The 26,310-nt window shown below is 45.3% G+C and carries 15 protein-coding genes and 1 riboswitch; of the genes, 2 read left to right on the top strand and 13 right to left on the bottom strand.

Annotation, left to right across the window (positions count from 1 at the left end; translation table 11 throughout):
- Positions 1-93: 93 nt before the first annotated feature.
- Entirely contained in the window at positions 94-525 is a 432-nt protein-coding gene (locus Q1A41_RS20370) for an MAPEG family protein (RefSeq protein ID WP_363322336.1), read from the bottom strand.
- A 202-nt stretch (positions 526-727) separates the two neighbouring features.
- On the opposite strand from Q1A41_RS20370, the gene Q1A41_RS04390 reads away from it, so the two are divergent.
- Entirely contained in the window at positions 728-4,816 is a 4,089-nt protein-coding gene (locus tag Q1A41_RS04390; protein ID WP_299975224.1) for an EAL domain-containing protein, read from the top strand.
- A gap of 34 nt (positions 4,817-4,850) precedes the next feature.
- Here Q1A41_RS04390 and Q1A41_RS04385 read toward each other — a convergent pair whose 3' ends face one another.
- The 9 genes from Q1A41_RS04385 to rlmKL form a co-directional block, all read right to left on the bottom strand.
- Positions 4,851-7,037 carry a malate synthase G gene (locus Q1A41_RS04385; protein WP_299975222.1) on the bottom strand — a complete coding sequence of 729 codons (2,187 nt, stop codon included), beginning with the start codon at positions 7,035-7,037 and terminating at the stop codon, positions 4,851-4,853.
- Positions 7,038-7,173: 136 nt separating this feature from the next.
- On the bottom strand, positions 7,174-8,709 hold the full coding sequence (locus Q1A41_RS04380) for an ATP-binding protein (RefSeq protein WP_299975219.1): 1,536 nt from the start codon (positions 8,707-8,709) through the stop codon (positions 7,174-7,176).
- A 72-nt stretch (positions 8,710-8,781) separates the two neighbouring features.
- Positions 8,782-9,498 (bottom strand): response regulator transcription factor, encoded by a 717-nt coding sequence (locus tag Q1A41_RS04375; RefSeq protein ID WP_299975216.1) that lies wholly within the window; start codon positions 9,496-9,498, stop codon positions 8,782-8,784.
- A 289-nt stretch (positions 9,499-9,787) separates the two neighbouring features.
- On the bottom strand, positions 9,788-10,744 hold the full coding sequence (locus Q1A41_RS04370; RefSeq protein WP_299975213.1) for a phosphotransferase: 957 nt from the start codon (positions 10,742-10,744) through the stop codon (positions 9,788-9,790).
- A complete protein-coding gene (pnuC, locus tag Q1A41_RS04365) occupies positions 10,745-11,374 on the bottom strand; it encodes a nicotinamide riboside transporter PnuC (protein WP_299975210.1) in 630 nt (209 codons plus the stop codon).
- A 54-nt stretch (positions 11,375-11,428) separates the two neighbouring features.
- Positions 11,429-11,704, bottom strand: a complete 276-nt coding sequence (locus Q1A41_RS04360) for a YkoF family thiamine/hydroxymethylpyrimidine-binding protein (RefSeq protein WP_299975207.1) — start codon at positions 11,702-11,704, stop codon at positions 11,429-11,431.
- Between the two features lie 90 nt (positions 11,705-11,794).
- Positions 11,795-13,867 carry a TonB-dependent receptor gene (locus Q1A41_RS04355; protein WP_299975204.1) on the bottom strand — a complete coding sequence of 691 codons (2,073 nt, stop codon included), beginning with the start codon at positions 13,865-13,867 and terminating at the stop codon, positions 11,795-11,797.
- Positions 13,868-14,009: 142 nt separating this feature from the next.
- Positions 14,010-14,120: riboswitch (TPP riboswitch) on the bottom strand.
- 83 nt (positions 14,121-14,203) lie between these two features.
- A complete protein-coding gene (gene uvrB, locus Q1A41_RS04350) occupies positions 14,204-16,195 on the bottom strand; it encodes an excinuclease ABC subunit UvrB (protein ID WP_299975201.1) in 1,992 nt (663 codons plus the stop codon).
- Positions 16,196-16,217: 22 nt separating this feature from the next.
- Positions 16,218-18,560, bottom strand: a complete 2,343-nt coding sequence (rlmKL, locus tag Q1A41_RS04345) for a bifunctional 23S rRNA (guanine(2069)-N(7))-methyltransferase RlmK/23S rRNA (guanine(2445)-N(2))-methyltransferase RlmL (RefSeq protein ID WP_299975197.1) — start codon at positions 18,558-18,560, stop codon at positions 16,218-16,220.
- Positions 18,561-19,109: 549 nt separating this feature from the next.
- Between rlmKL and rmf the strand changes: the two genes are divergently transcribed.
- The gene (gene rmf, locus Q1A41_RS04340; protein WP_299975194.1) at positions 19,110-19,313 is read left to right on the top strand and encodes a ribosome modulation factor; all 204 of its coding nucleotides are present in this window, start codon (positions 19,110-19,112) and stop codon (positions 19,311-19,313) included.
- Positions 19,314-19,728: 415 nt separating this feature from the next.
- Here rmf and Q1A41_RS04335 read toward each other — a convergent pair whose 3' ends face one another.
- The 3 genes from Q1A41_RS04335 to Q1A41_RS04325 form a co-directional block, all read right to left on the bottom strand.
- Positions 19,729-20,757: a quinone-dependent dihydroorotate dehydrogenase gene (locus Q1A41_RS04335; protein ID WP_299975191.1), complete on the bottom strand. Its 1,029-nt coding sequence runs from the start codon at positions 20,755-20,757 to the stop codon at positions 19,729-19,731.
- A gap of 83 nt (positions 20,758-20,840) precedes the next feature.
- Positions 20,841-21,068, bottom strand: coding sequence for a DUF2835 domain-containing protein (locus Q1A41_RS04330; RefSeq protein ID WP_299975188.1), 228 nt, complete (start codon positions 21,066-21,068; stop codon positions 20,841-20,843).
- Positions 21,069-21,185: 117 nt separating this feature from the next.
- Complete coding sequence (locus Q1A41_RS04325) at positions 21,186-26,054, bottom strand: NAD-glutamate dehydrogenase (RefSeq protein ID WP_299975185.1); 4,869 nt, start codon at positions 26,052-26,054, stop codon at positions 21,186-21,188.
- Between the last annotated feature and the right edge of the window lie 256 nt (positions 26,055-26,310).

Raw genomic sequence — 26,310 nt, 5'->3', positions numbered from 1 at the left:
AGCAAGGACGCTTACTAACAAGGAAATTCACACAGGAAAGTGTATATTGAAGTATCGCTAAAGCCGGCTTATGCCGGCTTTTTTATTGCTCCTTTAAAAGCTCAAGACAAGCGTTCGAAGCAATAGAATAATAAGTACGCAAGATGAAAGTAAGTAAGCTAAAAATCGATGCATAACGGCATTATAGCTACAATGAATAATGCTATGAATTAATCGCAACCCAAAATATGCCCAAGCTAATAACACAAACAGCCCATCAACCATGTCATTAAGATGCAAATAGAAACACAATACATAAAATAGCACGGGTAACTCGAACAAATTGGCCAGATTATACGCTGGGGTCATTGCGTACTCAGACAGTAGATCCTGTACTTTTTTGGGCGTACTAAGCCGCGAGGGTCCAATCCCATTAGCCCTAGCTGCCCCTAGACGCCTAAACAACAGCAAACACCACACCGCCATAGTAAGACAAAGCATAGCCAATAGCGGAAAAAATATATTATTGTTCACCTGCTCAGTCATATTAGCTCCACAGTTAAAATTCATTTAAAACAGTCTAAATTTTTAAAGCAATAAGATACAGCGGCAACTTTCGCTCAATCAATTACTTATTGTGATCTAACGCACAACTCCCCACCTAAACTGCCGTTCGCATCACAAAATAAAGACAGCTCTTTAGCCTTTGCTAGACTTTATTACAAACAAGGAACTTCCCAAGAGCTTAATGCGACACATTCTATTTATTTCATTATTCACAGCACTTTTGATGTATAGCAAGCAACTGCCTGCCATTACCTATCAAGAGTTTGCACTATCGACTTATAGCTGGGGCGATAAGAACTTTCCTGACAGTATCCATGACATAATTATTGATGATAATGGCTATTACTGGATTGCCAGCAATGAAGGCCTATTTCGCTATGATGGAGTGAAACCTATAAAGCTCTTCGCCCAGAAAGGCGAAATTCTCCACAACAAAAGAACCATTACTCTGGGACTCGAAAAAAAGTACTTGTGGTTCAGTACCGGAGAAACTCTCTACAGAATGAACCTGCAAAGCTTTGAACATGAGTACTACAGCCATAACGAAAAGAGCAACAACAGCATTGCTAGCAATCACATTCGACAAATATTTACCGATTCAAAAAATCAAATATGGATAGCGAGCCAGGCTGGTTTATCACTCTTTAATGCTCAAAACGAAGAATTCAAAAACTACTATTTACCGAAAGATATCAAAGATATTCACTTTGGAAACGCCATTAAAAATATCAGCGAAGACAGCCAAGGAGTGCTTTGGCTATCTACTTTCCACCAAGGGCTCATTGGCTTTGTCCCAAATAGAGAAGCTTTTTACACAGTCGACGATCTTATTGACGAACCGCAAGCTCAGCAAGCTATGCAAGCCTGCAAAAGTAGCAGCTACGCGAGCATAAAACGAAACAATCAAAACCTAGCCATCATTTGTCAAAATAGATACTTAGAGCTCGATAATAGTTACAAGTTAAAGCACGACTTTACAATAAACGATTCTACACGAAGCAAAACGGCCATCAATACCCTTATTGAAGACAAACAGAACCGTATCTGGACTAGCAGTGATAGTAACGATATCTTTAGAATCACCCCAGAAAGGGAGCTTGTTGAAGTCAATCAACCAGCAAACAGTAATCCGCAACGCTCCAGAAACACTGTTATCACCAAACTGCTGCTATCGAAAAGAGGAAAAATTGATATCGCATTTATTCGCGGCAGTATCCAACAATGGTCTCCCATAGAAAACGATATCACACGCATACCCTACCCCTTAGAAAATGCAAAAAAACCCAACATCTATGATAGCCATGTAATTGATGCCAGCAACTTTCTATTAATCACTGATTTGGGGTACCTACTAAAAGTAAACTTGGACGAAAAAAGCATTGTAAAGGTACCGGCTCCCGCCACAACCTTCAACGTCAGCCATGACTCCAATGGCGATATATGGATGGCAAGTTTTGAAGGCATATATAGATTTAATAATGCTGATGGAAGCCTTGAAAAAGTTCTCGACCAATATGCCTACCAGGTATTTTCCGCACCTTTTAGCGATACTATCTGGCTAAAAGTAAGGGGAGGAATAATTGCCTACGACAGCACAACAAAGCAAAGCAAAAACTACTCCATCAGTAATAAAGTAATGCTATACAACACACATCTAATGTACAGCAAAGCGCATGGAATTTGGCTTATTGGCGACAAAGCTTTTTACCATTATGACTCCATTTCTGATTCATTTAAATCAGTCGCGCTGCCCATAGAAACCCAAAACAACGAGGGCAAGCACTTTTTCGATGGTGATGACATCATTACCATTAATGACCGAATAAGTAGAGCGCGGATTCAAAAATCGCCTGATGGCCGCTACACAATAGCCAATGTTAGCAGCACGGAAATGAAACTTTCGAGCACCAGTGATGACACTAGCTACCATCAAGGCAAGGTATGGCGAAATCGGGACGATAAACGACAGATTTTTTTGTTCGACGAAAAAAGTGGAACACTAAGCTCATTAAATCGGGCCAGCGGCTTCCCACAGAAATCCGGGTTCAAACTTGTTACAGCCAACTCACTGCACGGCCTAGTTCTAGCTAACCCAAGCGAAATTTCGGTTTTATCGAACGCCGAGCAGCACGCTCAGGCCCTCACCCAGCCATTATCAGTATCCTATGTTCAAGTTTATGGAAAACACGGACATAAAGAGAAAATTTATAATCTAGAGAGCGGCCTCACACTAAAACCTGATGACTATGCATTTGATGTTTATTTTAGTAATTCAGACAAATCCCCTTTGGCACAAAAAATTTCAGCCAAATACAAACTTGAAGGATGGGATAAAGATTGGATAGGAGCCAGAGAACCACTACTTCGCTATTCTGGCCTAAAACCTGGAAATTATCAGTTATTGCTATCCAACCCCAACGAACCGAGCATACAAAGCAAACTCACGATACAAGTAGAAGCGCCTTTATGGAAAAGCCAATGGGCACTGGCCTTTTATCTATTCAGCACTATCGGGCTTATCGCACTTATATTCTATTTTCGAAAAGAGAAAATTCGCAGTGAAAAGAGTGCACAAAGCCTACTTAGAGTTTACGCCCAAGGATATGAAAAAATTGGCGATGGCTTTTGTATTAGCACAAGAGAAGGCCAAATCAGTTCATTTAATAAGGCCTTTAGTAATATCACTGGAATTACTGAGCAATCAAATAACAAAACCATCGCCCAATTCAAATCCGAGAAAAATGAAAATGGCGGCTACAGAGAATTTTGGGAAACCTTATTATCCAATGATTACTGGCAAGGTGATCTTTGGCTTCGAAATACTAACGATCAAGATATCCCCATTGAATGCAAGGCGTCATCTGTCGAGCATGAAGGAGAAAAGTATTACATCATTGTCATCAAGAATATCACTCAAAAGCTTGCCCATGAGGCAGAGCTCAAGCGCATGGCAACTTTCGATGATCTGACCGGCCTTCCCAATAGAAACTTATTTAACGAAGAGCTAAAACGTACAATAGCCAGCGCAAGGCGGCGCAGTAATGCAACCTTCTGCCTTCTTTTTATTGATCTTGATCGTTTTAAATTCATCAACGATTCTTTAGGTCACGACGTAGGTGACGAGCTACTTATTGAAATGGCAAAGCGCCTAAAAGCATCCGTGCGAGAGGAAGACCTAATCGCCCGCCTAGGCGGGGATGAGTTTGTTATTGTAATTGATAATTTAATTAAAATTGAAGACGTACACATCTGCTGCGACAATATCCTTAGACGCTTCAAGGAATCCATTAACATTAATGGCCATGAGCTATTTTGTAATTTGAGTATAGGGATTTCATCATTCCCAAATGATGGGAGTGATGGCAAGACGCTGTTAAAGAACGCCGATGCCGCCATGTACAATTCGAAATCTCGCGGTGGCAGCTCCTATTCTTTTTATACCAAAAGCATGAACGACAAGCTGCTTAACTCTCTACAATTAGAAACCGAAGTTCGCAGAGCTATTACGAACCATGAAATTCAGGCCTATTTTCAGCCTAAGGTAAAACTTGAGAACCGCGAAATTGTCGGCTTCGAAGCCCTAGTGCGCTGGAAGCGAAACGGTAGAGACTTTCCAGCAGGTGAATTTGTTAGCATGGCTGAAGATCAAGGCTTAATCATGGAATTGGGAATGCAAATATTGCATATGGCCTGCCTACAAGTTAAGACGATGATAGATCGCTATTCTTACCACTTACCAATCGCCGTAAATCTATCCCCTAAGCAACTGTCCGAAAGTGATTTTGTTGAACAGATCGTGCGCGTTGTGAAAAGCCACGGATTACCACCACAGCTCATTGAATTTGAAATTACCGAAAATATCCTGATGCACGATGATGAGCTTGGCATTCAAAAAATCACAGCTCTTCAGCTATTGGGGCACAAAGTATCGATTGATGATTTTGGTACAGGCTACTCCTCTCTTTCCTACTTAAATCGCCTGCCGATAAATACGCTTAAAATCGATCGAGCATTTATCAGTAATATATTGATCGACAAAACACAAAAAAGCATTGTGCAGTCGGTTGTCGATCTAGCGACAAACTTAGAGCAAGAATCCGTTGCTGAAGGCATCGAGACAGAGCAAGCGCATCAATTATTGCTATCAATGGGCTGCCAGACTGGGCAGGGTTATTTATACGCAAAGGCCTTGAACAGCCAAGCTGTAGATCAACTTTTGCAGCAAGGCTTAATTATCGGTAAGCCAAAAACATTTGTGGCGGCCATCTAAGCCGCCACAAACTCCTGCGAAAGAGAGACAGCGATTAAGCGCCGAACTTCTCCTTCGCCTTGATACGGTATGCATGTAACAAAGGCTCGGTATAGCCACTTGGCTGAGTCTTACCCTCAAATACCAATGCGCAAGCTGCCTCAAAAGCCACACTACCTTTGAAATCGGCCGCCATTGGACGATACTCCGCATCATCGGCGTTTTGCTCATCAACAACCTTAGCCATGCGCTGCAAGGTTTCCATTACCTGCTCTTTGCTACACACATCGTGCTCTAGCCAGTTACAAATATGCTGGCTAGAAATACGCAAGGTCGCGCGATCTTCCATCAAACCGATATTGTGAATATCTGGCACTTTAGAGCAGCCAACGCCCTGATCAATCCAGCGAACCACATAGCCCAAAATACCCTGAGCATTGTTATCCAGCTCAGACTGAATCTCTTCTGCACTTAGTTGACCAGGATCTGCCATTACTGGCACAGTCAAGATATCATCTAGGCTCGCACGCTGACGCTGTTTTAGCTCATCCTGCAAAGAGATAACATTAACTTGGTGGTAATGAGTGCTGTGCAATGTGGCACCATTTGGAGACGGAACCCAAGCGGTGTTAGCGCCTGATTTAGGATGGCTAATCTTCTGCTCTAGCATAGCCGCCATTTCGTCAGGCATCGCCCACATACCTTTACCAATCTGCGCTTTACCCTGCAGGCCACAGGCTAAGCCATTATCAACGTTCCAATCTTCATAGGCATTGATCCAAGGCTGCTGCTTCATCTTAGCCTTTGGAATCATAGCGCCAGCCAACATGCTGGTATGAATTTCATCACCGGTACGATCCAAGAAGCCCGTGTTGATAAATACAACACGCTCTTTAGCCGCTCGAATACACTCTTTGAGGTTAATTGTTGTGCGACGCTCTTCGTCCATAATGCCGGCTTTCAATGTATTGCGTGCCAAGCCCAATGCGTCTTCAACGCGACTAAACAGCTCACATGTGAAAGCGACTTCTTCTGGTCCGTGCATCTTAGGCTTAACGATATACACCGAGCCAGTGCGGCTATTGCCGCGCCCTTCACGATCGGCCTGATCACGCTGCAAATCATGCATGGCCGCTAGAGAAGTCACCATGGCATCCATGATGCCTTCAGGAACTTCATTACCGTCTTTGTCTAAAATCGCATTATTGGTCATCAAGTGGCCAACATTGCGAACAAACAATAGGCTTCGACCCGGTAAACGCAACTCACTGCCATCTGCTCGAGTGTAAAAGCGGTCGGCATTTAAGCGGCGAGTCATCACTTGACCGCCCTTCTCGAAGCTTTCCTCGAGATTGCCTTTCATTAGGCCCAGCCAATTGCTGTAGACCTCAACCTTATCCTCGGCGTCAACAGCGGCCACCGAATCTTCGCAATCCATAATGGTAGTCACCGCGGCTTCTACCAACAGATCTTTTACATTGGCAGGATCGTCCTTACCAACGTTATGGCTCGAATCGATTTGAATTTCTACATGCAAGCCATTGTTTTTTAACAAAATAGCATCAGGCTTTGCCGCATCGCCCTGAAAGCCCTGTAGCTTTTCTGCTTGAGCCAGGCCAGTAACACTGCCATCGCTCAGTTTTACCTGTAGCTGACCGTCAACAACGCTGTAAGCTGCAGATTCTTGGTGGCTACCAGACTGTAGTGGAGCAACTTGATCCAAGTGCTTACGGGCAAATTCAATAACCTTTGCGCCACGGACTGGGTTGTAACCACGGCCTTTTTCAGCACCACCACTTTCGCTGATTGCATCAGTGCCGTAAAGCGCATCGTATAAGCTTCCCCAACGAGCATTTGAAGCGTTTAGGGCAAAACGCGCATTCTTAACCGGCACCACCAGCTGCGGGCCCGCCTGCTCAGCAATTTCAGTATCGACGTTCTCGGTAGTAACCGCGAAATCTTCGCCTTCTGGCAACAAGTAGCCAATGTCCAGCAAGAACTGTTTATAGCTGGCAAAATCGCTCTTAGGGTTAGCTTGATGCCAAGCATCAATCTGCGCTTGGAAATCCTCACGTTTGGCCAGTAAGGCGCGATTCTTAGGGGCAAGATCGTTAATGATGGCTTCGAAAGCCTGCCAGTATTCCTGGGTATTTACGCCGGTACCTGGAGCGATCTGCTCCTCGATTAAGCGATATAGCTCTGCATCAATTTGCAAGCCACCTTGCTGGATTCTTTCGCTCACGGGTATTGCCTCCACAGTCTTTTATAAGCATTAACACAAATTCTATGGAAGCTGGCTTTATTTGGCGAATTTATAGGTTTTATATTGGGTATACGCTAGAGAAATACAGGGCGTAGCACGCCCTGTCAAAATCAAATTAAGCGGCTTGATCTTTAGGCAGCTCAAACTCAAAGCGCGTGCCTTGGTTTAACTTGGATTGAACTTGAATCTTAGCATCATGAATATCCATAATGCGTTTAACGATTGCCAAGCCTAAGCCCGTTGAACTCACATCTTCACGACTACGATCTGGGTTAGCGTAGAAACGATCGAAGATATAAGGCAGATCTTCCGCATTAATACCCCGGCCTGTGTCACCCACACTGACCTTTATCTTATCGCTGTTAGTCGCATCGGCCGTAATAGTTAGACTGATTCGGCCACCTTCAGGGGTATAGGCGATAGCGTTACGTAATAAATTCTCAAAGACTCGCTGCATCAGGCTGATATCGGCATAAACTAGGGCATTGTTCTGCTCATTATGAATATCCAGCTTAATCTGCTTCGCTTCCAACTCGAGACGAAACTCCTGCGCGGTATCGAAAACTAACTCGGCCAAGGAGAAACGTTCGAAATTCGGCCGCGTATGATTTGACTCTAACTTAGAAAGCTCAAACAGATCACCAATAAGTTGCCCTAAACGACGAGAGCTCTTCATGGCCGTGTTTAAATATTCCAAACGTTCCGCTTCGTTTAAACTGCCATTTTTGATCAGTAAAGTCTCAAGATACCCCTGAATAGTGGCCAGAGGCGTACGCAAGTCATGGGAAACGTTAGAAATTAGCTCGCGACGCGTAGCATCCGCCTCTCTAAGCATTTCAAATTGCTGCTTGATCTGGCCAGACATAGACTCAAAAGTCAGCTGTAAGAGTTCAATTTCATCTTTCGCCACAGCTTGCTTAATGGGGTCTGCAGCTACTTGAGGTAACTCATGGCGCGCAAAATTATGCATCTTATGACTCAAAGCCGTCAGGCGTCGAACCAATAAACGAAACACCAGTAACCCTGTTAGTACCGCCACCAAGGTAATTAGTGCCGTAGCGGCAAATACCATGGTACGACTGTAGCTATCCTTCAAGCCATCACCAATATTGTCATAAGCCTGACCGCCCAGTATGACATAGAGGTAGCCTTGCAAATGACCATCAGTCTCTATCGGCGCGGCAGAAAAAACCTTCTCTACCGCCGGCTTACGAGGATCAACACCGCGTAGTGGAAACTCTTCAGAGCCATCAATAAAGGCTTTAACAGGACCTAAAGGAACCTTATCCAATAAGACAGAATCAGCCGGCAAATCATGGCCAATAATGTTGCCTTGCACGTCGAGCAAGTAAACCTCAACAACAGGGTTAACAACCATTGCCACATGGGCAACTTTTTTAATGGCCTCCGGGCTAGCTTTGTCCGAGTCACCTTGCATCAGCTGGTACTCGCCATTGACGTACTTGGCAATATCAAAATTAAGCTTTTGGGTGAGCTCATCATAGTAGACTCTCATCCATGCTTGACTGGCTACAAATACCCCAATACTCAAGGTTGCCACAATAGCCACCAGGGCAAGGGAAAGCTTAGCGCTAAGCGTGGTAAATACGCTTGAGCGTAACAGTTTCACGGGTTGTTGTTCTTGATTCATAAATCTATGTTCTTCGTCCTATACGGTATCCGCTGCAGCAAAAGGTGCATCGAATGCGTAAGTTGCCCTAACTTAGGATTCTTGTAGCGCCTGGGAGTCCAATTTATAACCAACCCCCCAAACCGTTACTATAATTTCTGGATTGTTAGGGTCTTTCTCTATTTTCGCTCTCAATCGATTGATGTGGGAGTTTACCGTATGCTCATAGCCATCGTGACCATAGCCCCAAACGCTATCCAGTAATTCTGAACGGCGAAAAACTCTACCAGGCTGCACTGCAAAGTGACGTAGAAGATCAAATTCCCTTGCGGTTAATTCAATCAACTCATCGCCTAGGCGCACCTGATGTAACTCATCGTTTATGCTAAGGCGACCAAGGTCGATGCTCTCTACCTCTTGCTGCACCTTAGGCTCTAAAGCTTCGACCCTGCGAAATACTGCCTTGATACGAGCAATCAACTCCATCACACTGAAGGGTTTGGTAATGTAATCATCCGCGCCAATATCCAAACCCAAAACTCGATCCAGCTCACTGGAGCGAGAGGTCAACAACAAGATGGGAACAAATGCTTCGTTACGCCTAACAGCGCGACAAATTTCTAAACCTGATGGCCCTGGCAGTTGAATATCAAGGATCATCAGATCCCATTCCATGGCACAGGCCATGCGCATGCCTTCATGACCATCAGCGGCATGAGTAACCTCCGCGCCCAAATCCCCTAGATGTAAGCGCACCAAATCAGCAATATCTTGCTGATCTTCGACAATGAGAATCTTCTTGTTTTCCATCAAAACGACCTTTTCTTCCAATTTCCCTCTAGGCGCCCCTTCTTCCCCTGAATCGCCTAAAGAACCTTTACAGCGCTGTGCTTACTCGATCACATATTAAGCAGGCAAAGCGCACTACAGTATGATGATAATGATACAAATGAACTATCACAGAGTTCTCACAACTTTGGGCTGAAACTGTCATTTTGTCCAGTCAAAGCCCAGCTAAAGTTCTGCTACCTCAACGTAAGTAGCTACTTTCTCAGTGCTAAGAAGAATCAGAGAATAAAGGCCTTTGGGCTAGCGCCTCTCAGCACTTTAATAGGCGAATTTCATGCTTTAGCGCTCGACTATAATCAACCGAGACATGCTCTGGACCATAGTGCAATAAAGCCCAGTACAGCGACTGCAGGGCTAATAAGAAGCGAGCCAAAGGCAGCTGCTGTTTAATAGCCTGGGAATTGCCCACCGCCGCTGAGTTTGCCTGGCTAGTATACAAAGCTAAAAAGTGCTCGAAAACACCAGGGCTCCACTGGTAGCTTTGCTGTAAGCTGGCAACATCAAGAATCGGCGGTGATAGCGCAGCATATTCCCAATCAACGAAATAACTACGGCCATGTTTAAGAAGTATATTGTCGCGGTGCAAGTCACAATGGCAAAGGCCTATGTTTAGCTCAAGTTTTAACCAAGCAAGCGCCACATCCTCATAAATTTTTTCCACTTCTGAAAGATCATGTGCCGCACAATAAGTCGCGGCGGAGTTTCCCAGCTGTGCTCGATAGAAATCGATATGCTCTATAATGCAACGGGCTTTGACATCAAAGCCAAGTGATTTTGGCTCTGTTCTGTGTAGCTTCGACAGGCTTTGAGCGATAGCCTCAACCAAAACATGACTACTCTCAGAATTTTGCTCATCACGGAAATATCTTGTGAGTAGCACCCCACTCTCTTTATTGGCCCACAAAATTTCAGGTGATAAGTCCTGCTTTGCCGCCCAACGATAAAATTTAAATTCTAAGGCCTGATCTGCACCTAAGGTTTTTTCATCCCTATTGGGTACTCGCAATACAAGTGAAACAGCTGAGAGTTCACGCCCCTTGGGCAAAGTTTGTAATAAGAAGTTGCTATTACTCTCACTGACCAACGGAGAGATTTTAAAATCCATCGAGCGCCAAGGCTCTGGTAAGTTTGAGCTTAAAGCCACACTCTGCGATTTTGAAAGTACTTCGCCAGTAACGGATTGTTTAAAAATACTTTCGCTCACCATTTAGGCAGCCTGCTGGTTTTCATGATTGGTTTGCCTAGCCATCAGTTGCCGCCATTTAAAGAAGCCAAAAATAACCATGATTTCATAGAGTACAAAAAGAGCAGCTGTAAAAATTAGACCTCGATCAAGATACAAATAAATTGAAATGCCATCAATGAGCAACCAATAGATCCAGTTCTCTAAAACTTTTCGAGCAACCATATAAGTAGTTACCACAGCACCCCAGGTGGTAAAGGAATCTAAAAATGGCATTGCCGCCTGACTATAGTTCTCTAGCAAGGAGCCACTAATTACCGTCAACGCCAGCACCAATGTAATAGCCAAGGTATGACGCCGCCAAGACCAACAGTGAATACGCAGTGGCTTTTCTTGATGAGATAATTGGCGCCACTGCCACCAGCCAAACACCGCCATTAGCAAATAATATATTTGCAGCGCCGATTCCATAACAAGGCTAACATTCCAAAAGATAACTGTATAAATCGCCGTACTGACAAAGGCAAAATACCAACAGCTAATCTTTTCCATCATAGCTAAGCCGAGATACAATAAAGCACAGGCAACCGCGATTAACTCCCAAATCGCCATAGCCTGCATCTGGGAAAAAAAGCTATTAATCACTTGTGACATAACTCACTACCTCTGCCAGTAAATGGCCAGCTTTGTGCGAATGGTTCTAGCTAACTAACCGCCAAACTGGCGACTGTCCCAAGGCTCATTTACATCTCTTGCGATAAAACGGGCAACAAAGACGAGCTGGCCATATTGTTCAAAGGAACGCTTCATCTCACTTTGAACAGCATGCATGACATTATCGAAATCACCCGTAAGTAATGTTGCCGTTGGCCCTGTCTCTACGGTAACACCCGCATGAGAATTAAAGCCTGCAATAACATCCTTAATTGGCGGCACATACTGATCTTTCAGAGGGTAAAGACTAATATCAACAGTTAACTTCATATTGAGTTCCTAAAGCCAGCTCACACGGAGCCGGCGCGATTATGGATGTAGCGGCAAACCGGCTGCGCGCTGTTTACCGTAAACCAAATATTAAAAACGATATTCACCGCTTACACCAATCTGACGCGGTGCAGCAAACTGAAAGTATTCTGATGTTGCATAGCCATTGCGTGGGTCATTACCAAAACCGCCAAAGCCACGACTGCGAATCTCTTCATCGGATAAGTTCTTACCCCATAAGCTTAACTCCCAGTCAGCTTGGCGGTAGGCGATTTTAGCGTTAAATAAAACAAAGGCCTCAGAGCTTGCATTATGGCTATCTGAAAAGTAAAACTCATCTTTAGCCTGAATATCGGCACTGGTGTACCAACCACGTCCTAAGTTTACGTTCAAACCAAATGCCGCTTGATAGCTAGGAGCGTGAGCAACTTCACCACCATTACGACTTAAAGAGCTGTCGTTTAACTCAGTTTCCAGCAAGCCAATATTAGCAAAAGCATCCAAGGCTTCATTAATTTGCCATTGACTGCTCAGTTCCAGACCATAGCTTTCGCCATTGGCCGAATTATCAATAAAGTCGACAAATTCCGTACTACCATCCGCACGAGGCACAGCATTAGAACTTTTAATCTGCACATCTTCTCTGTCTTGATAGAAGAAAGCCACTTGCACATTATGCTTTTCACCACTTAATTTATAACCCAACTCATAGTTCCACAGCACCTCAGTATCGAAGCTGCGAAATTCGGCAGGCAATGTACCATCAGTGTTAAAACCACCAGATTTATAGCCACGTGATAGCAAAGCATAAGCGCTACTGTAATCTGAAGTCTGATAACTCAAAGAAAGCTTGGCGCCCCATAAATTTTCATCAGAGCTGCCGCTAACTTGATTGCTATCACTGTAGTTATTGCGGTGCTTTTCAAATCGGGCACCAGCGCTCAACACCAAGGCATCGTTTAAGTCACTATCCAATTGGGTGTACATAGCCGTACGTTCAGTGGAAAAATCACTGAGAAAGTCATGGGCTAAATAAGTGTATTCACGGCGTAGGCTTTCGTCTTGATCAAAAGCATACAAGCCCAACAACCAATCTGTTGAGCCATTAAAAATACGACCTTGCTCAGAAGACATCAATCGAACATCAGCGGTTTTATTGTCACGCTCACGAATATAATTGTCTTTTGAGGAATAGCCATCTGGGTGAATACCCTCAAAAGTCCAGTCCTCATCATAGCCATATTCCATATCAGAATTCGCTACGCTTAGTGTCGCATCCAAAATAGCCGAAGAAGAAAACTGCCAATTTAACTGTGCGGCTACGGCCTGGCTCTCTTGCCGATCATGGCCCGGTTCGTCAGATAATGTATTAAAGCTATTATCAAGTGTAAAATGATCGTAGCCATTGTCCACATCAACCACTAAGGCCGTTAGATCCAAACGTAGCTCTTCATTTGGCTCGATACGCAATTTTGCGCGAACGGTTTTTTCATCAATATCGGCGGTATCGTCACGTCCTAAGTGACGATTCTCCATATAGCCATCACTCTGCTCTGTCTGAGCGGCTATGCGATAAGCTACGGTTTCACTCAATGGGCCAGACAGCACCGCTGAAAGCTGACGACTATCAAATTCGGCCACACTGGCCTTGAGCCTTCCCGTGAAATCATCACTAGGTTCATTAGTTTTTACATTGATCAATCCGGCTAAAGCGTTGGCACCGTATAAAGTACCTTGAGGGCCCCGCAATACTTCCACTTGCTGAGTATCCAGTAAGGTCGCTGCTGCGCCAATACCACTCATATCAATACGGTCTACGAGCAAACCCACAGATGGATTCACAGGCTCAACAAACTGCGATCGCTCACCGATGCCGCGAATTTGGAAAAAACGACCACGGGAAGCGCCCGAAGAATAATTCACATTGGGAATCAAATTGAGCAAAGCTTCGATATGACGAGCCTCTTGTTGCTCAATCTGCGTCTCGCCAATCACTTGCACGCTAGCGGCTAATTCATTCAAGCTAGTGTCGCGAAAATCAGCTGTAACTAACACTTCTTCCATGGCTTCTTTTTTCGCTACATCAGCATACAAAAAGCCGCTGTTGGCAAGTAAGCCAGCTAGGACGATAGGTTTAAGTAGGGTTTTTGGGGCTAGGCCCATAACAAGTCTCCAATGCCGTTGAACGGTTAAACAGGGAGACCCGGTTTGCTGCGGGGTAATACGATGGTTTTGCGCTAGCTATAAGAATCGACACTCGCAGTCTCAACTATTATGGCCTATGAGCTAGGAGTTCTTATAGCTAGTTGGCGATCCTTCCTATTCCTACGCCGGCATCATCCGGATCAGGTTCAAAGGGTTCGCCGAACAATGTCGTCATCTCAGGCTAATAATCAAGCCACCCCTTAGGACGCTAAAAAGCCCGAGCATTTTAGTCGAGTTTAGAGGCAAAGTCACCTTTGCTCGAATTTTGTAGCTTAAATATGAAAGGCTAGGTTTTTATAGCTGAGCTTTTAGCTTTTGAATCTCGTCCCTAACTCTAGCAGCATCCTCAAATTCCAGATCTTTGGCATGTTGCATCATCTTATCCTCTAAGGTCTTAATGAGCTGCCACGGATCCTGGCCTTTTTCTAGCTGATAGCCGCCACCCTTTTCGGCAACCTTATCGCGTTTTTTGGCACGCCCTGGAATATGAGCACCTTCCATAATATCGGAGATATTTTTAACGATGCCTTGTGGCTTAATGCCATGCTTTTCATTATGAGCAATCTGCTTTTCTCGGCGACGCTCTGTTTCTTCCATAGCCCGTTGCATTGAGCCGGTTATACGATCTGCATACAAAATAGCCCTACCATTTACATTTCGTGCTGCCCGCCCAATGGTCTGAATCAGTGAACGATCAGAACGCAAAAAGCCCTCCTTATCAGCATCTAAAATGGCCACCAAAGAAACCTCTGGCATATCCAGGCCTTCTCGTAACAGATTAATACCTACTAGCACATCAAATTCACCGAGCCTTAAATCGCGAATAATTTCTACTCGTTCTACTGTATCAATATCAGAGTGCAAATATCGCACACGCACATCATGTTCTTCTAAGTATTCTGTTAAGTCCTCAGCCATACGCTTTGTCAGCGTGGTAATTAGAACCCGTTCATTGCCTTCGGTTACCCGTTTAATTTCACCAAGCACATCATCGACTTGATTCAGTGCTGGACGAACCTCCAAGATCGGGTCCAACAAGCCTGTCGGCCGCACCACCTGCTCCACAACCTGGCCCGCGTATTCTTGTTCGTATTTACCGGGTGTTGCTGAAACAAATATAGCTTGAGGTGAAGCATGCTCCCACTCTTCAAAACGCATAGGGCGATTATCTAATGCCGAAGGTAATCGAAAACCGTATTCCACCAGCGTCTCTTTTCGAGAACGGTCACCTTTATACATGGCGCCAATTTGCGGCACGGTAACGTGGGATTCATCAATTACCAACAAAGCATCGTCGGGCAAGTAATCGAATAGTGTTGGCGGCGGATCTCCGGGTGGCCGACCGGATAAATAACGAGAATAATTTTCAATGCCGGTGCAGTAGCCAAGCTCCTGCATCATTTCAACATCATATTTCACTCGCTGTTCCAAACGCTGCGCTTCAACGAGTTTATTATTATCGCGCAGCTGAGTAAGACGCTCCTGCGCCTCAGCCTTAATTAGCTCAATAGCATCTAAAATCCGCTGCCGTGGCGTCACATAATGTGACTTTGGGTACACGGTAAAACGCGGCACTTTAGACAGAATCTCACCGGTTAAGGGGTCAAACAAAGAAAGTTGCTCTACTTCCGAGTCAAATAACTCAACCCGCAAGGCTTCGCGGTCGGAATCCGCTGGATAAATATCGATAACATCACCGCGCACACGATAGGTAGCACGCCTAAAGTCGGCATCGTTGCGGGTGTACTGCAACTCAGCAAGTTTACGCAGAACTTCTCGCTGATCGATTTCATCGCCACGGGTTAAATGCAAAACCATTTTTAAGTAAGCATCTGGATCACCCAAACCATAGATCGCTGATACCGTTGCTACAATAATGGCGTCACGTCGCTCCATCAGAGCCTTAGTCGCAGATAAGCGCATTTGCTCAATGTGTTCGTTTACCGATGCATCTTTTTCAATAAAAGTATCAGAAGACGGCACATAGGCTTCTGGCTGATAATAATCATAATAAGATACAAAGTACTCTACGGCATTATTCGGAAAGAACTCCTTTAACTCACCATACAACTGAGCCGCCAATGTTTTGTTGTGTGCCATTATCATTGTTGGCTTGCCGAGCTGGGCAATCACATTCGCGACAGTAAAGGTTTTACCAGAGCCCGTTACTCCCAACAGCGTCTGATGGGATAAGCCATCTTCGACACCTTGCACCAAGCCGGCAATAGCTGTTGGCTGATCGCCTGCGGGTTGATAATTGGATTCAATTTGAAATTCTTTTGCCATGAGTTTTCTAGGACTTCTATTTTTATTTCGCTTCGATCAACCAGCATTGATGGATCTTAGGATTACGTTGAAAATCCTTATCGATAGATGCTGCTGAATAATCTTTGATTTGGTATTTTTCTAAAGCCTCATAATCCAACTTAAAGCTGCGTAGGTTATTAGAAAAAACCAATACACCTCCAGGCTTTAATAGATCCATGCAGCGTTTAACGAGTGCAACGTGATCTTGCTGTATATCTAAGACCTTGCTCATGCGCTTAGAATTAGAAAAGCTGGGCGGGTCTAGCATAATGACATCAAAAGCTTCTCGGCATTGATTCAAGTAAGTAAAACAGTCTTCCTGCACCAACTCATGGCGTTTAGTGGAAATATTATTCAACTCGAAATTTTCAGCTGCCCAATCAATGTAAGTACGCGACATATCAACACTTAACGAGGAACTAGCTCCAGCCACTGCAGCCTGAACAGTGGCTGTTGCCGTATAGCAAAATAGATTCAGTAATCGCTTTCCTACAGCAAGTTCCGCTATCTTTTGGCGCACCAGACGGTGATCTAAAAACAACCCACTATCTAGGTAATCCCACAGATTAACAGCTAGCTTGGCGCCACCTTCTTTTACGATTAGTTTAGCGCGCTGCTCTACATCTCGCTCACGCTGAGCTTCATATTGTTTTTTACCGCTTTGACGGCGACGCTGTTTTACAAATAGCTGATCATCTCTAAGCTCAAAGCCACTGACCAAGGCATCAACAATTTCCTGGAAGCGCTGCTGGGCTTTCTTTTCATCGATGGTACGCGGTGCCTGATACTCTTGAACATGCCAATGATCACCGTAAATATCGATGGCAGCCGAATATTCGGGAATATCAGCATCGTAAACTCTGAAGCAATCAAGCTGACTATTTTTGGCCCACTTTCGCAAACCTTTGAGATTTTTTCGCAAACGATTCAGCACCATTACTGCGCCTTCACTAAGTTGCGATTCTGCCTGAGGTTTGTAAAACACCCCATCTTGAAGCTCTACCTTTTGGGCCAAAATTTCCTTAGGAGGGGCGTTAACATACTGGCTCTGCTCGACATTAATAAGCAACAATTCACTGGCTAAGGTGCCATTAAAAAGTTTGTAACGCTTATGGGCACGAATACCCATTGTTTTACCGAGCTCTGGGTTTCCAGTAAAGATTCCACAGGTCCAGCCCTCGCAACAAGATTTAAGCTTATCGCCCAAACTTCGATACAGCTCCCCTAGCTGCTCTACTTCCCCTAGGCGCTCACCGTAAGGGGGATTACTCAACAGCAACCCCTTTTCAATACCTTGCAGCTGCAAGTCATTTAATGCTGACACACTTTGGGTGGAAAAACTGACATAACGATCCAGTTTTGCTCTTTGCGCATTCGATTTAGCAGCCCGTAGAACATTACTGTCTTGATCAAAACCGATTATTTTCGGCATGTCTTTAACCAGCCCCTGCTGACGCCTTTTTAAAGCATCCTCGCGAATTTCCAGCCAAACATCATTTTGATGATTGCGCCAACTTTCAAAACCAAAAGCCGACCTAGAGATACCTGGGGCAATATCAGCCGCCATCAAAGCCGCTTCTATAAGAATGGTACCAGAGCCACACATTGGATCGACTAAAGCCAAACTCTGAACATTATCGCTCTGTCTGGCTTCTTCGAGCATCTTAGGCCATGCAGCTCGCATCAAAATCGCAGCGGCCAGATTCTCTTTTAAAGGAGCCAAGCCTTGTTGCGTACGATAACCCCGACGGTGCAAGCTCTCACCAGACATATCTAGGCTCAAAGCAATTTTCCCACGGTGCAATCGCGCATTTATCCGCAAATCAGGGTACTGTTTACTAACCGACGGGCGTGACCCAAAGATTTCGCGCAGACGATCGACAACCGCATCTTTGATTTTAAGGGCACCAAACTGGCTATTTTTAATAACGCGATCAGTACCTACGAAATCAACCAGCAGACTACCGTTTGGAGCTAAGTACTCCTCCCAAGGAATTTCAATAGCATCGCGGTACATAGCTTCGGCGGAAGAGGCATTCAAGCTTGCAAGCGGTAATAAAATCTTATTGGCAAGACGTGACCATAGACAAACTTTATAAGCCTTCTCCAAACTCTCTCGATCGACTAACTCACCGAAATACACACCAGCGACTGTCTGCCGTGCAGGCCCAGCACCTAGATTCTCGATCTCCGCCTGCAAAAGCTCCTCAAGCCCCTTGGCACAGGTAGCAAAGAAAGCGAACTGCTCGCTTAATGATGGCTTGGGGCTGCGTTTATTAGTAGCACCATTGTTTTGGCGTTCGCGCCATGGCTGTTTTTCTGTCACTTCTATACCTTTTAACATCAGAGGCCCCGTCTGGAAGCCAAGCCGCCTATTATCCCGTGATTAGCGAGCAAATACCATGTGAGCGGACAGCGATCTAAATACAAAAACTTCCACTACTGTCACTATCTGACACAGGGCAGCTATAGGTAACACCGTGTCACAACAGGCATTTCATTCAAACCGTGAGGAATACCGGCTAAAATCACCCATTTTCGTCGAAATCAACCTAAAATCACTCTAGGCACTCAATTCCCTATAGCCAAAAATTAGGTTGAGTTGTCGTTATATAAGAAATTAACCGTTTGCAGTCACGCTGCTTTTTGTTTTACTAACTGTCCAGCCACAGGCTGAATTAGGCTTTAGGCCTTTCCTAAGTCATATGCAACGGGCGCGCCCGTCAACATATAGAACTTTCAAAATCTTGAGCAATGAGGAGTTCGCTGGTAGCAGCCCACTAAATCAATACAGCAATTCATTATTAAAACAGGAGCCCCCCCTTCTCTCTCGGAACGACGGCTGCGACTATAAAGCGCGGCATTTAAGAACAAGTATGAGGTGATTAATATAATGAAACGAAGCAAGCGCGATCCATTTAACCGAGCGTTTACCAAAGGCTATCAGGCCGGTATTGAAGAAAAATCACGAAGTAGCTGCCCACACGAAAATAGCCCAGCTCGACAACATTGGATTAATGGATGGCGTGAAGGTCGCGAAGACCACTGGAACGGCTTCAACCGAATGGCTCAAGCTCAGAAAATAAGCAACATGTAAGCGCAAGGCAGCCGCTAGATATTGGCGGCTTAGTTTTTTCTTTCTTCTCTCTAGCACATCCCCTTTCAGCAAACGCCCCGGCGTTTGCTTTTTTATGGTCAGGACGACCTGTATCCAGTGGGTGCCCGGATGGCACAAGAACAGGGTATGGTCTGGACGACCTGTATCCAGTGGGTGCCCGGATGGCACAAAAACAGGGTATGGTCTGGACGACCTGTATCCAGTGGGTGCCCGGATGGCACAAGAACAGGATATGGTCTGGACGACCTGTATCCAGTGGGTGCCCGGATGGCACAAAAACAGGACATGCTCTGGACGAGCTGCCGTAAATTGCTCTGCATTTACGCTATTCACTACATCCATGTAGTTCACTGCTACCGAGGCCCTAGGCCTCACTGCTGTAGCGGCGGCGTTTTTATTTTCGGCCCTGGAAACTCTGATAGGCATCTGCCACATCTTTAATCAACTGCGGCCCCTGATAAATAAAGCTGGAGTATATCTGCAATAGCTTTGCTCCCGCCTCTAACTTGGCGATCGCCGCCGCCGCTGAATCAATACCCCCTACACCTACAATTGGCGTTTCATCTCCCAACTCTTGGTATAATTTGGCAATAATCTCAGTGCTTTTGTCCGTAAGTGGCGAGCCGCTCAGTCCACCTGCCTCGTCTCTAAATGCGCTGTTTTCAACACCATTGCGGGTTACAGTGGTATTGGTAGCGATTACACCTTCCATTTCAGCACCTTGAATGGTTGCGGCTACAGCGACTACCGCCTCGTCATCCATATCCGGTGCGATTTTCACCAAGATAGGTACTTTACGACCATGCTGTGCGGCGAGTTGCTGCTGACTTTCTTTTAACCCTTCCAGCAAACGCTTAAGATTGCCTCCAAACTGCAAATCTCTTAAACCGGGTGTGTTCGGCGAAGAGATATTTACCGTAATGTAGTCTGCTAGCCCATAAGCTTTTTCTAGGCATATACGATAATCCGATAACGCGTCCTCTTCGGCCGTATCTTTGTTTTTACCGATATTGATTCCTAGAACACCGTCGTATTGACGTTTTTTCACTTGCTCGACCAAGTAATCAACGCCTTTATTGTTAAAGCCCATGCGGTTGATAATCGCCTTTTCTTCTTCTAGGCGAAACAAACGAGGCTTAGGATTACCCGCTTGCGGGCGAGGAGTTATGGTTCCAATTTCCACGAAACCAAAGCCCAATTGCCCAAGAGCGTTAAAGTAATCTCCATTTTTATCTAGACCAGCTGCTAAACCAACAGGGTTGGGAAAACTCAAGCCAAACAATTCAACCGGGTTATTCGCCGGCGCGCTAACGAATTTGTTTAAAAGATTTAAGCGAGAAGCCGCACCTAAGCAATCCAAGCTCAGCTCGTGTGAATACTCTGGATCAAGTGCGAAGAGGCATTTGCGCAATAATGAATACATATGGGCGTTCCTAAATCGTATTACCGCTATTTTAGCAGCCCTCATAGATTCACGCAGCCCCTTCTAAAAAGGAATGTGGTGCTTTAAGCCATCCTATCAAAGCTCGCAAGGCGGTGCTGCTGATCAAAACCTATTCGAAAAGAGCCCTGGATACCATTATGCCCCACATAGGGCCTTAAAACATTGACAGGGAATCGCACCCGGCGGCCATCACGGCTACGAGCATGTACATCTCGTATCGCAAAACGGTAGAGCTTTTGGTATTCCTCTGCCGAGATAGATAGATCCACAATCAGAAAGTTGATGCTCATGACGCTATAAATTTTTTAGCAAAGGTGTGAGATTTTAAAGATTAGACTGAAGCAAATGTAATACCGCGAAAATACGTCAACCACACAGGGGCGATACCCTGTGTGGCTGAATGCTCTCTATGACTCTTCGAGCTCGCATTTCAACAAGGTTTCACAATGCTCACTTGCTTGAGCCAGATCCAATAGCTCACGCAACGCAACAGAAAACATTGCAAAGTCAGCGGCACTGGTGTTTTGTAGCTCACTGATCATATCTTTCCAGCGGTCTACCAATACACGGTGCTCCTCGTCCCATAGACCAAGCACGTCCTCTAAAGCCATATCATCAGGGCTTAAACGGATGAAGGAAACCGCCAGGCTACGCATTTGCTGCTCCAAATCATCCATAAACGATTCGCGAGCCATCGCCTGCCAATAATTATCCGGCTTAACCTCTTGAATACGGCGAGCAACATCATGCAGCCCCAAATGTTCGCCTAGGCGGAAATATACATCAGCAATTTGCGAGGCCTGGGCACCACTGGCCGATAAGGCATCAACCAAATCCAAACCTGAATACAAATTGGCCCGTATTGCTGCATCACCCGCCAAGGATTCAGGTACACCCGCCGCTTCCAATTCTGCGCGCCGCTCCTGCCACTCACATAGAGCCTCGCCACTCATCACAGTAGGTAATGCTGTAATAATATCGCTAAATCCACCTGCAAATTCCTGCACCTCTTGCCCAGGGTTCAAACGACTACGACGATGTCTCAATAACCAACGAGCAGCACGGCGAACACGACGATTCATATTATCCAGCAATTCAAACTGCATATTGGCAGGAACGACAAAATCAAGCTCAGCCACTTGTTGACGGTAATCTTGCAAGCGATAAATATCTCTCGCCGCAACATAGGCCTTAGCGACCAGCCCGGCGTCGGAGCCGGTAGCTTCCATTAATCGATGTGTAAAGGTGATGCCCATATTGTTGACCATATCATTGGCAACCTGGGTAGCAATTATCTCTCGACGCAGACGGTGGTTATAGATCTGCTCTTTAAAGTTCTCACGCAGAGTTTGAGGAAAAGCATTTTCAATGGCCGCCTCCATATAATCATCTTCGGCGATATCAGAATCAGCAAGCAACTCTTTTAAAGCTACTTTAACATAGGAAATAAGCACCGAAAGCTCTGGACGAGTTAAACCTTCGCCCTGCCCTTGTCGCTCTTGCAAGACATCCTCTGGCGGCAAGTTTTCCAACTCACGAACCAGGCGCCCTTCTGACTCTAAACGATTAATTAGGCGGCGATATTCCCCCATGCGAGAAACTGTTTGGTACTCGGCCAAACTAATCGCCTGAGTTTGGCGGTAGTTATTACTTAGCACCAAATCAGAAACCGAATCCGTCATGTCGGCCAATAGTTGATTACGCTGCTTGCCGGTCATATCTCCATTAGAAACCAAGTCATCCAGCAAGATTTTGATATTCACTTCATGGTCTGAGCAGTCAACACCAGCCGCATTGTCAATAAAATCAGTATTACAGGCACCGCCATTGCGGGCATATTCCATACGCCCTAACTGGGTTAAACCTAAGTTACCACCTTCACCAAATACCTTACAGCGCAGATCGCCGCCGTTAACACGCAAGCCATCATTGGCCTTATCGCCTACTTCGGCATGGCTTTCAGAACTCCCCTTTACATAAGTACCAATACCGCCATTCCAGATTAGATCCACCGGTGCCTTTAGCAAAGCATTAATAAGATCGGTAGGCGTCATATAGCTTTCTTTAATATCGAAGGCTTTTTGCATCTGCGGGGTAATTCTGATTGACTTGGCCGAGCGATCAAACACACCACCACCGGCTGAAATTAATTCTTTCTCATAATCAGTCCAGCTTGATCGTGGTAATTCAAATAAACGTTTACGCTCAGTAAAGCTTGCTGCAACATCAGGTGTAGGGTCGATAAAAATATGTAAATGGTTAAAGGCCGCCTGCAAAGCAATATGCTCCGACAGCAACATACCATTACCAAACACATCGCCGGCCATGTCACCGATGGCGATTACATTGAAATCCTCTTTTTGTACATCAACGCCCTTTTCCTTAAAGTGTCGTTGCACACCAACCCAAGCACCTTTTGCGGTAATCCCCATACCTTTATGGTCATAGCCCTGGCTTCCGCCGGATGCAAAGGCATCGCCTAACCAATGTCCATAACGAATCGAAATCTCGTTGGCGATATCAGAGAATGTTGCCGTGCCTTTATCAGCCGCAACAACAAGATAAGGATCATCTTCATCTCTGCGAACAACACTTCTTGGCGGTACAATAGCGCCGTCCAGCAAATTATCAGTAACATCCAATAAGCCTTGAATAAAGATCTTATAGCATTCCACACCTTCCGCCAGGAATGCTTCACGCCCACCATCTGAGGGAGGGCGTTTAGCCACGAAACCACCTTTGGCGCCAGCAGGAACAATTACCGAGTTTTTCACTTGCTGCGCTTTGACCAAACCAAGCACTTCTGTGCGGTAGTCCTCCAAACGATCAGACCAGCGCAAACCGCCTCGAGCAACTTTACCACCCCGTAAATGCACCCCTTCTACGCGTGGCGAGTAAACAAATATCTCAAACATCGGACGAGGCTCTGGGATATCAGCTATATCACGCGGGCTAAATTTAAAAGAGATGTAGGACTTATGCTGATCGCTCGCCTCTTCGTTTTGATAATAGTTGGTGCGCAATGTGCCGCGCATCATGTCTAAGTAGCGACGAATAACACGATCTTCATTGAGGTTGGCAACCTCATCTAAAGACTCAAGAATTGCCGCCTCTATAAGCGCCGCATCAGCACGGTTATCCGGCTCAAAATAGGCGGCAAATAGCGACACTAACTGCTTTGCAATCGATGTATGGTTTGAAAGCGTATTAGCAATAAAAGTCTGGCTCGATGCGAATCGAGTTTGCTTCATATAGCGTGCATAAGCTCTTAAAATAGCAACTTCGCGCCAGCTGAGATTTGCCCCAATGATCAAACGGTTAAAGGCATCACTTTCTGCTTCGCCGCTCCAAATCGCAGAGAAGGCTTCTTGGAATCGATCGCGCACGACGTTAAATTCTGCTTCCACAGGCAGATCATAGTGCAAATTAAAATCGTGCAGATAAACTTCTTGACCACTACTACGCGTAATTCGGTATGGGTGCTCCATAATTACGCGCAAGCCCATACGCTCCAGTACAGGAATCGCATCAGAAAGCTCTAACAACTCATCCAGGTGAAAGACCTTAAAGCGCACGTCGTTTTTGCCAGAGCCAATAGGCTGATAAAAGCTCATGGCAATTTCACTGGCGTCCTTTAACTGATTTAAGGTATCAATATCTTGCACGGCCGTCCGTGCATCGTAGGCCGACTGATACGCTGGCGAAAAAGCCTGCTCAAATTCTTCATACAGTTTATGCCCAACACCCTCACCATAGTTATCACTTAAGGATGACAACAGATGATCATCCCAAGAGCGAGCTAATTCAGCGATACGCTCTTCTAAGCTGCGCTTGTCATAGCTTAAAGGCGTAGCTGGATCCACCTTAAACACCATATGAACTCGTGCCAAGGTCGACTCAGAAAAATGAGTTGTAAACTCATACTCAATGGCGCCAATAGCATCTGAGATAACTTTCTGTATCGAATGGCGTACGCGGGTACTGAACATATCCCTTGGCACATAAACCAAACAACTGACAAATTTGCCATAGGCATCTTGGCGCATAAACAGGCGCACCATGCGTCGCTCGTTGATATGCGCCACACCGGTAACCGTTTCTGATAAATCGACAATGGTGCTTTGGAACAGTTCATCACGAGGCATTGATTCAATGACAAGATTAAACATGCGAAAGCTATGACTGCCTGGCAACAAGCCAGACCCATCGACGATTTCTGCAATTTTTTGACGAATTAGCGGAATTTGCGTTGGGCTTTGGGTATACACCTCTGAGGTAAACAAACCAATAAAGCGTGATTCTCCGCAAGCATGGCCATCTTCGTCAAAGCGCTTTACAACAACATAATCGGAATATGCATTTCGGTGCACGCGAGAGCGCATCGAAGATTTAGAAAATGAAATCAGCTGAGCTGTTGTATAAAACGCCTGCATTCCAGGGTTGAACTCATTCCAATCCAGGCTGGTATTGAGCTTTCCATGGCGACGAAATAAACCTAAACGCTTACTTTTATTCTCCTCTAGACGACGCTCTTCATTGTCACCAACAAGGTCATATTCGGAATAGCCCAAAAAGGTAAAGTGATTGTTTAACCATGCCAAAAACTCACTGGCCTCACGCAGACCTTCGTGATCGTAATCACTATCGGCTTTCTTCAGTTCTGCAGTGACATGATTTAACTGGGCAGTCAGTGGGGCATAATCACTCACCACGGTTTCGACATCACCCAAAATATCTTCTAAGCAATGCTGTAAATCTTGCAGCGCAGAGTCATCAATAAGGCGATTCACCTCAAGATAAACCAAGGCTTCTCGTTGTTCGTTTTCAGCAAGCTCGCCTTGAGCTGGGCGGAAAGATTCAATATTCCCAGCCCCATCGCGCTGAACAAAAGCAATGGTGCTTTTCACAGAGTGGATGGCAATGTTACGGCGATTCATCTCCATACGAATCGAATCCACCAAGAAAGGCATATCATTGTGCATAACAGAAACAATGGTATGGGAGCTCAACCAGCCGTCCTGCTCTAAGGTCGGGTTGTATACACGAACCTTAGCGCGCTTACTTGGCTTTTCTTGGACGAAATGCCAGTTGGCGAAACTGGCGCCATACACATCTGACACTTTACGCCCATTAAGCTCCGTCACTGGATATTGATCGTAAAACAAGGACACAAAGTCTATTAGCGCCTGCGCTTCCTCGCCTCGATGATGGGCCATAATGGCCTGCGTCATCTGATCTATAAAACTCGCTTTATCGTGAATTGTTAATACACTCATCAGTGGTGTCCGTCATCGCTGTTTTAATGGCCTTGTTGAACAGGTCAAACAAGGTCAAGAGAATGATTTATACGCCAAGCTCACTAGCTGATCTTATTGGGCCTACAGTAAGATCAGAGCGGCGATTAAAAAGGCGCAGCATACGCCTAATAAAGCCAAATTTTCTATCGAAATCCAGGCCCTAAGCAGGGAAATAATGTTAATTAAGTGTAAATATGAAATTTATCCTCTAAACGTATGAAATAAGAGGAGTTTA

The organism is uncultured Pseudoteredinibacter sp. (genome assembly GCF_947502065.1).
Lineage (GTDB): Bacteria > Pseudomonadota > Gammaproteobacteria > Pseudomonadales > Cellvibrionaceae > Pseudoteredinibacter.
This window is presented reverse-complemented; position numbering and strand designations above follow the sequence as displayed.

Coding starts and splice junctions, on each gene's coding strand:
- Q1A41_RS20370 (WP_363322336.1), bottom strand. CDS start 525: ATGACTGAGCAGGTGAACAATAATATATTTTTTCCGCTATTGGCTATG.
- Q1A41_RS04390 (WP_299975224.1), top strand. CDS start 728: ATGCGACACATTCTATTTATTTCATTATTCACAGCACTTTTGATGTAT.
- Q1A41_RS04380 (WP_299975219.1), bottom strand. CDS start 8,709: ATGAATCAAGAACAACAACCCGTGAAACTGTTACGCTCAAGCGTATTT.
- Q1A41_RS04375 (WP_299975216.1), bottom strand. CDS start 9,498: ATGGAAAACAAGAAGATTCTCATTGTCGAAGATCAGCAAGATATTGCT.
- Q1A41_RS04370 (WP_299975213.1), bottom strand. CDS start 10,744: ATGGTGAGCGAAAGTATTTTTAAACAATCCGTTACTGGCGAAGTACTT.
- pnuC (WP_299975210.1), bottom strand. CDS start 11,374: ATGTCACAAGTGATTAATAGCTTTTTTTCCCAGATGCAGGCTATGGCG.
- Q1A41_RS04360 (WP_299975207.1), bottom strand. CDS start 11,704: ATGAAGTTAACTGTTGATATTAGTCTTTACCCTCTGAAAGATCAGTAT.
- Q1A41_RS04355 (WP_299975204.1), bottom strand. CDS start 13,867: ATGGGCCTAGCCCCAAAAACCCTACTTAAACCTATCGTCCTAGCTGGC.
- uvrB (WP_299975201.1), bottom strand. CDS start 16,195: ATGGCAAAAGAATTTCAAATTGAATCCAATTATCAACCCGCAGGCGAT.
- rlmKL (WP_299975197.1), bottom strand. CDS start 18,560: ATGTTAAAAGGTATAGAAGTGACAGAAAAACAGCCATGGCGCGAACGC.
- rmf (WP_299975194.1), top strand. CDS start 19,110: ATGAAACGAAGCAAGCGCGATCCATTTAACCGAGCGTTTACCAAAGGC.
- Q1A41_RS04335 (WP_299975191.1), bottom strand. CDS start 20,757: ATGTATTCATTATTGCGCAAATGCCTCTTCGCACTTGATCCAGAGTAT.
- Q1A41_RS04330 (WP_299975188.1), bottom strand. CDS start 21,068: ATGAGCATCAACTTTCTGATTGTGGATCTATCTATCTCGGCAGAGGAA.
- Q1A41_RS04325 (WP_299975185.1), bottom strand. CDS start 26,054: ATGAGTGTATTAACAATTCACGATAAAGCGAGTTTTATAGATCAGATG.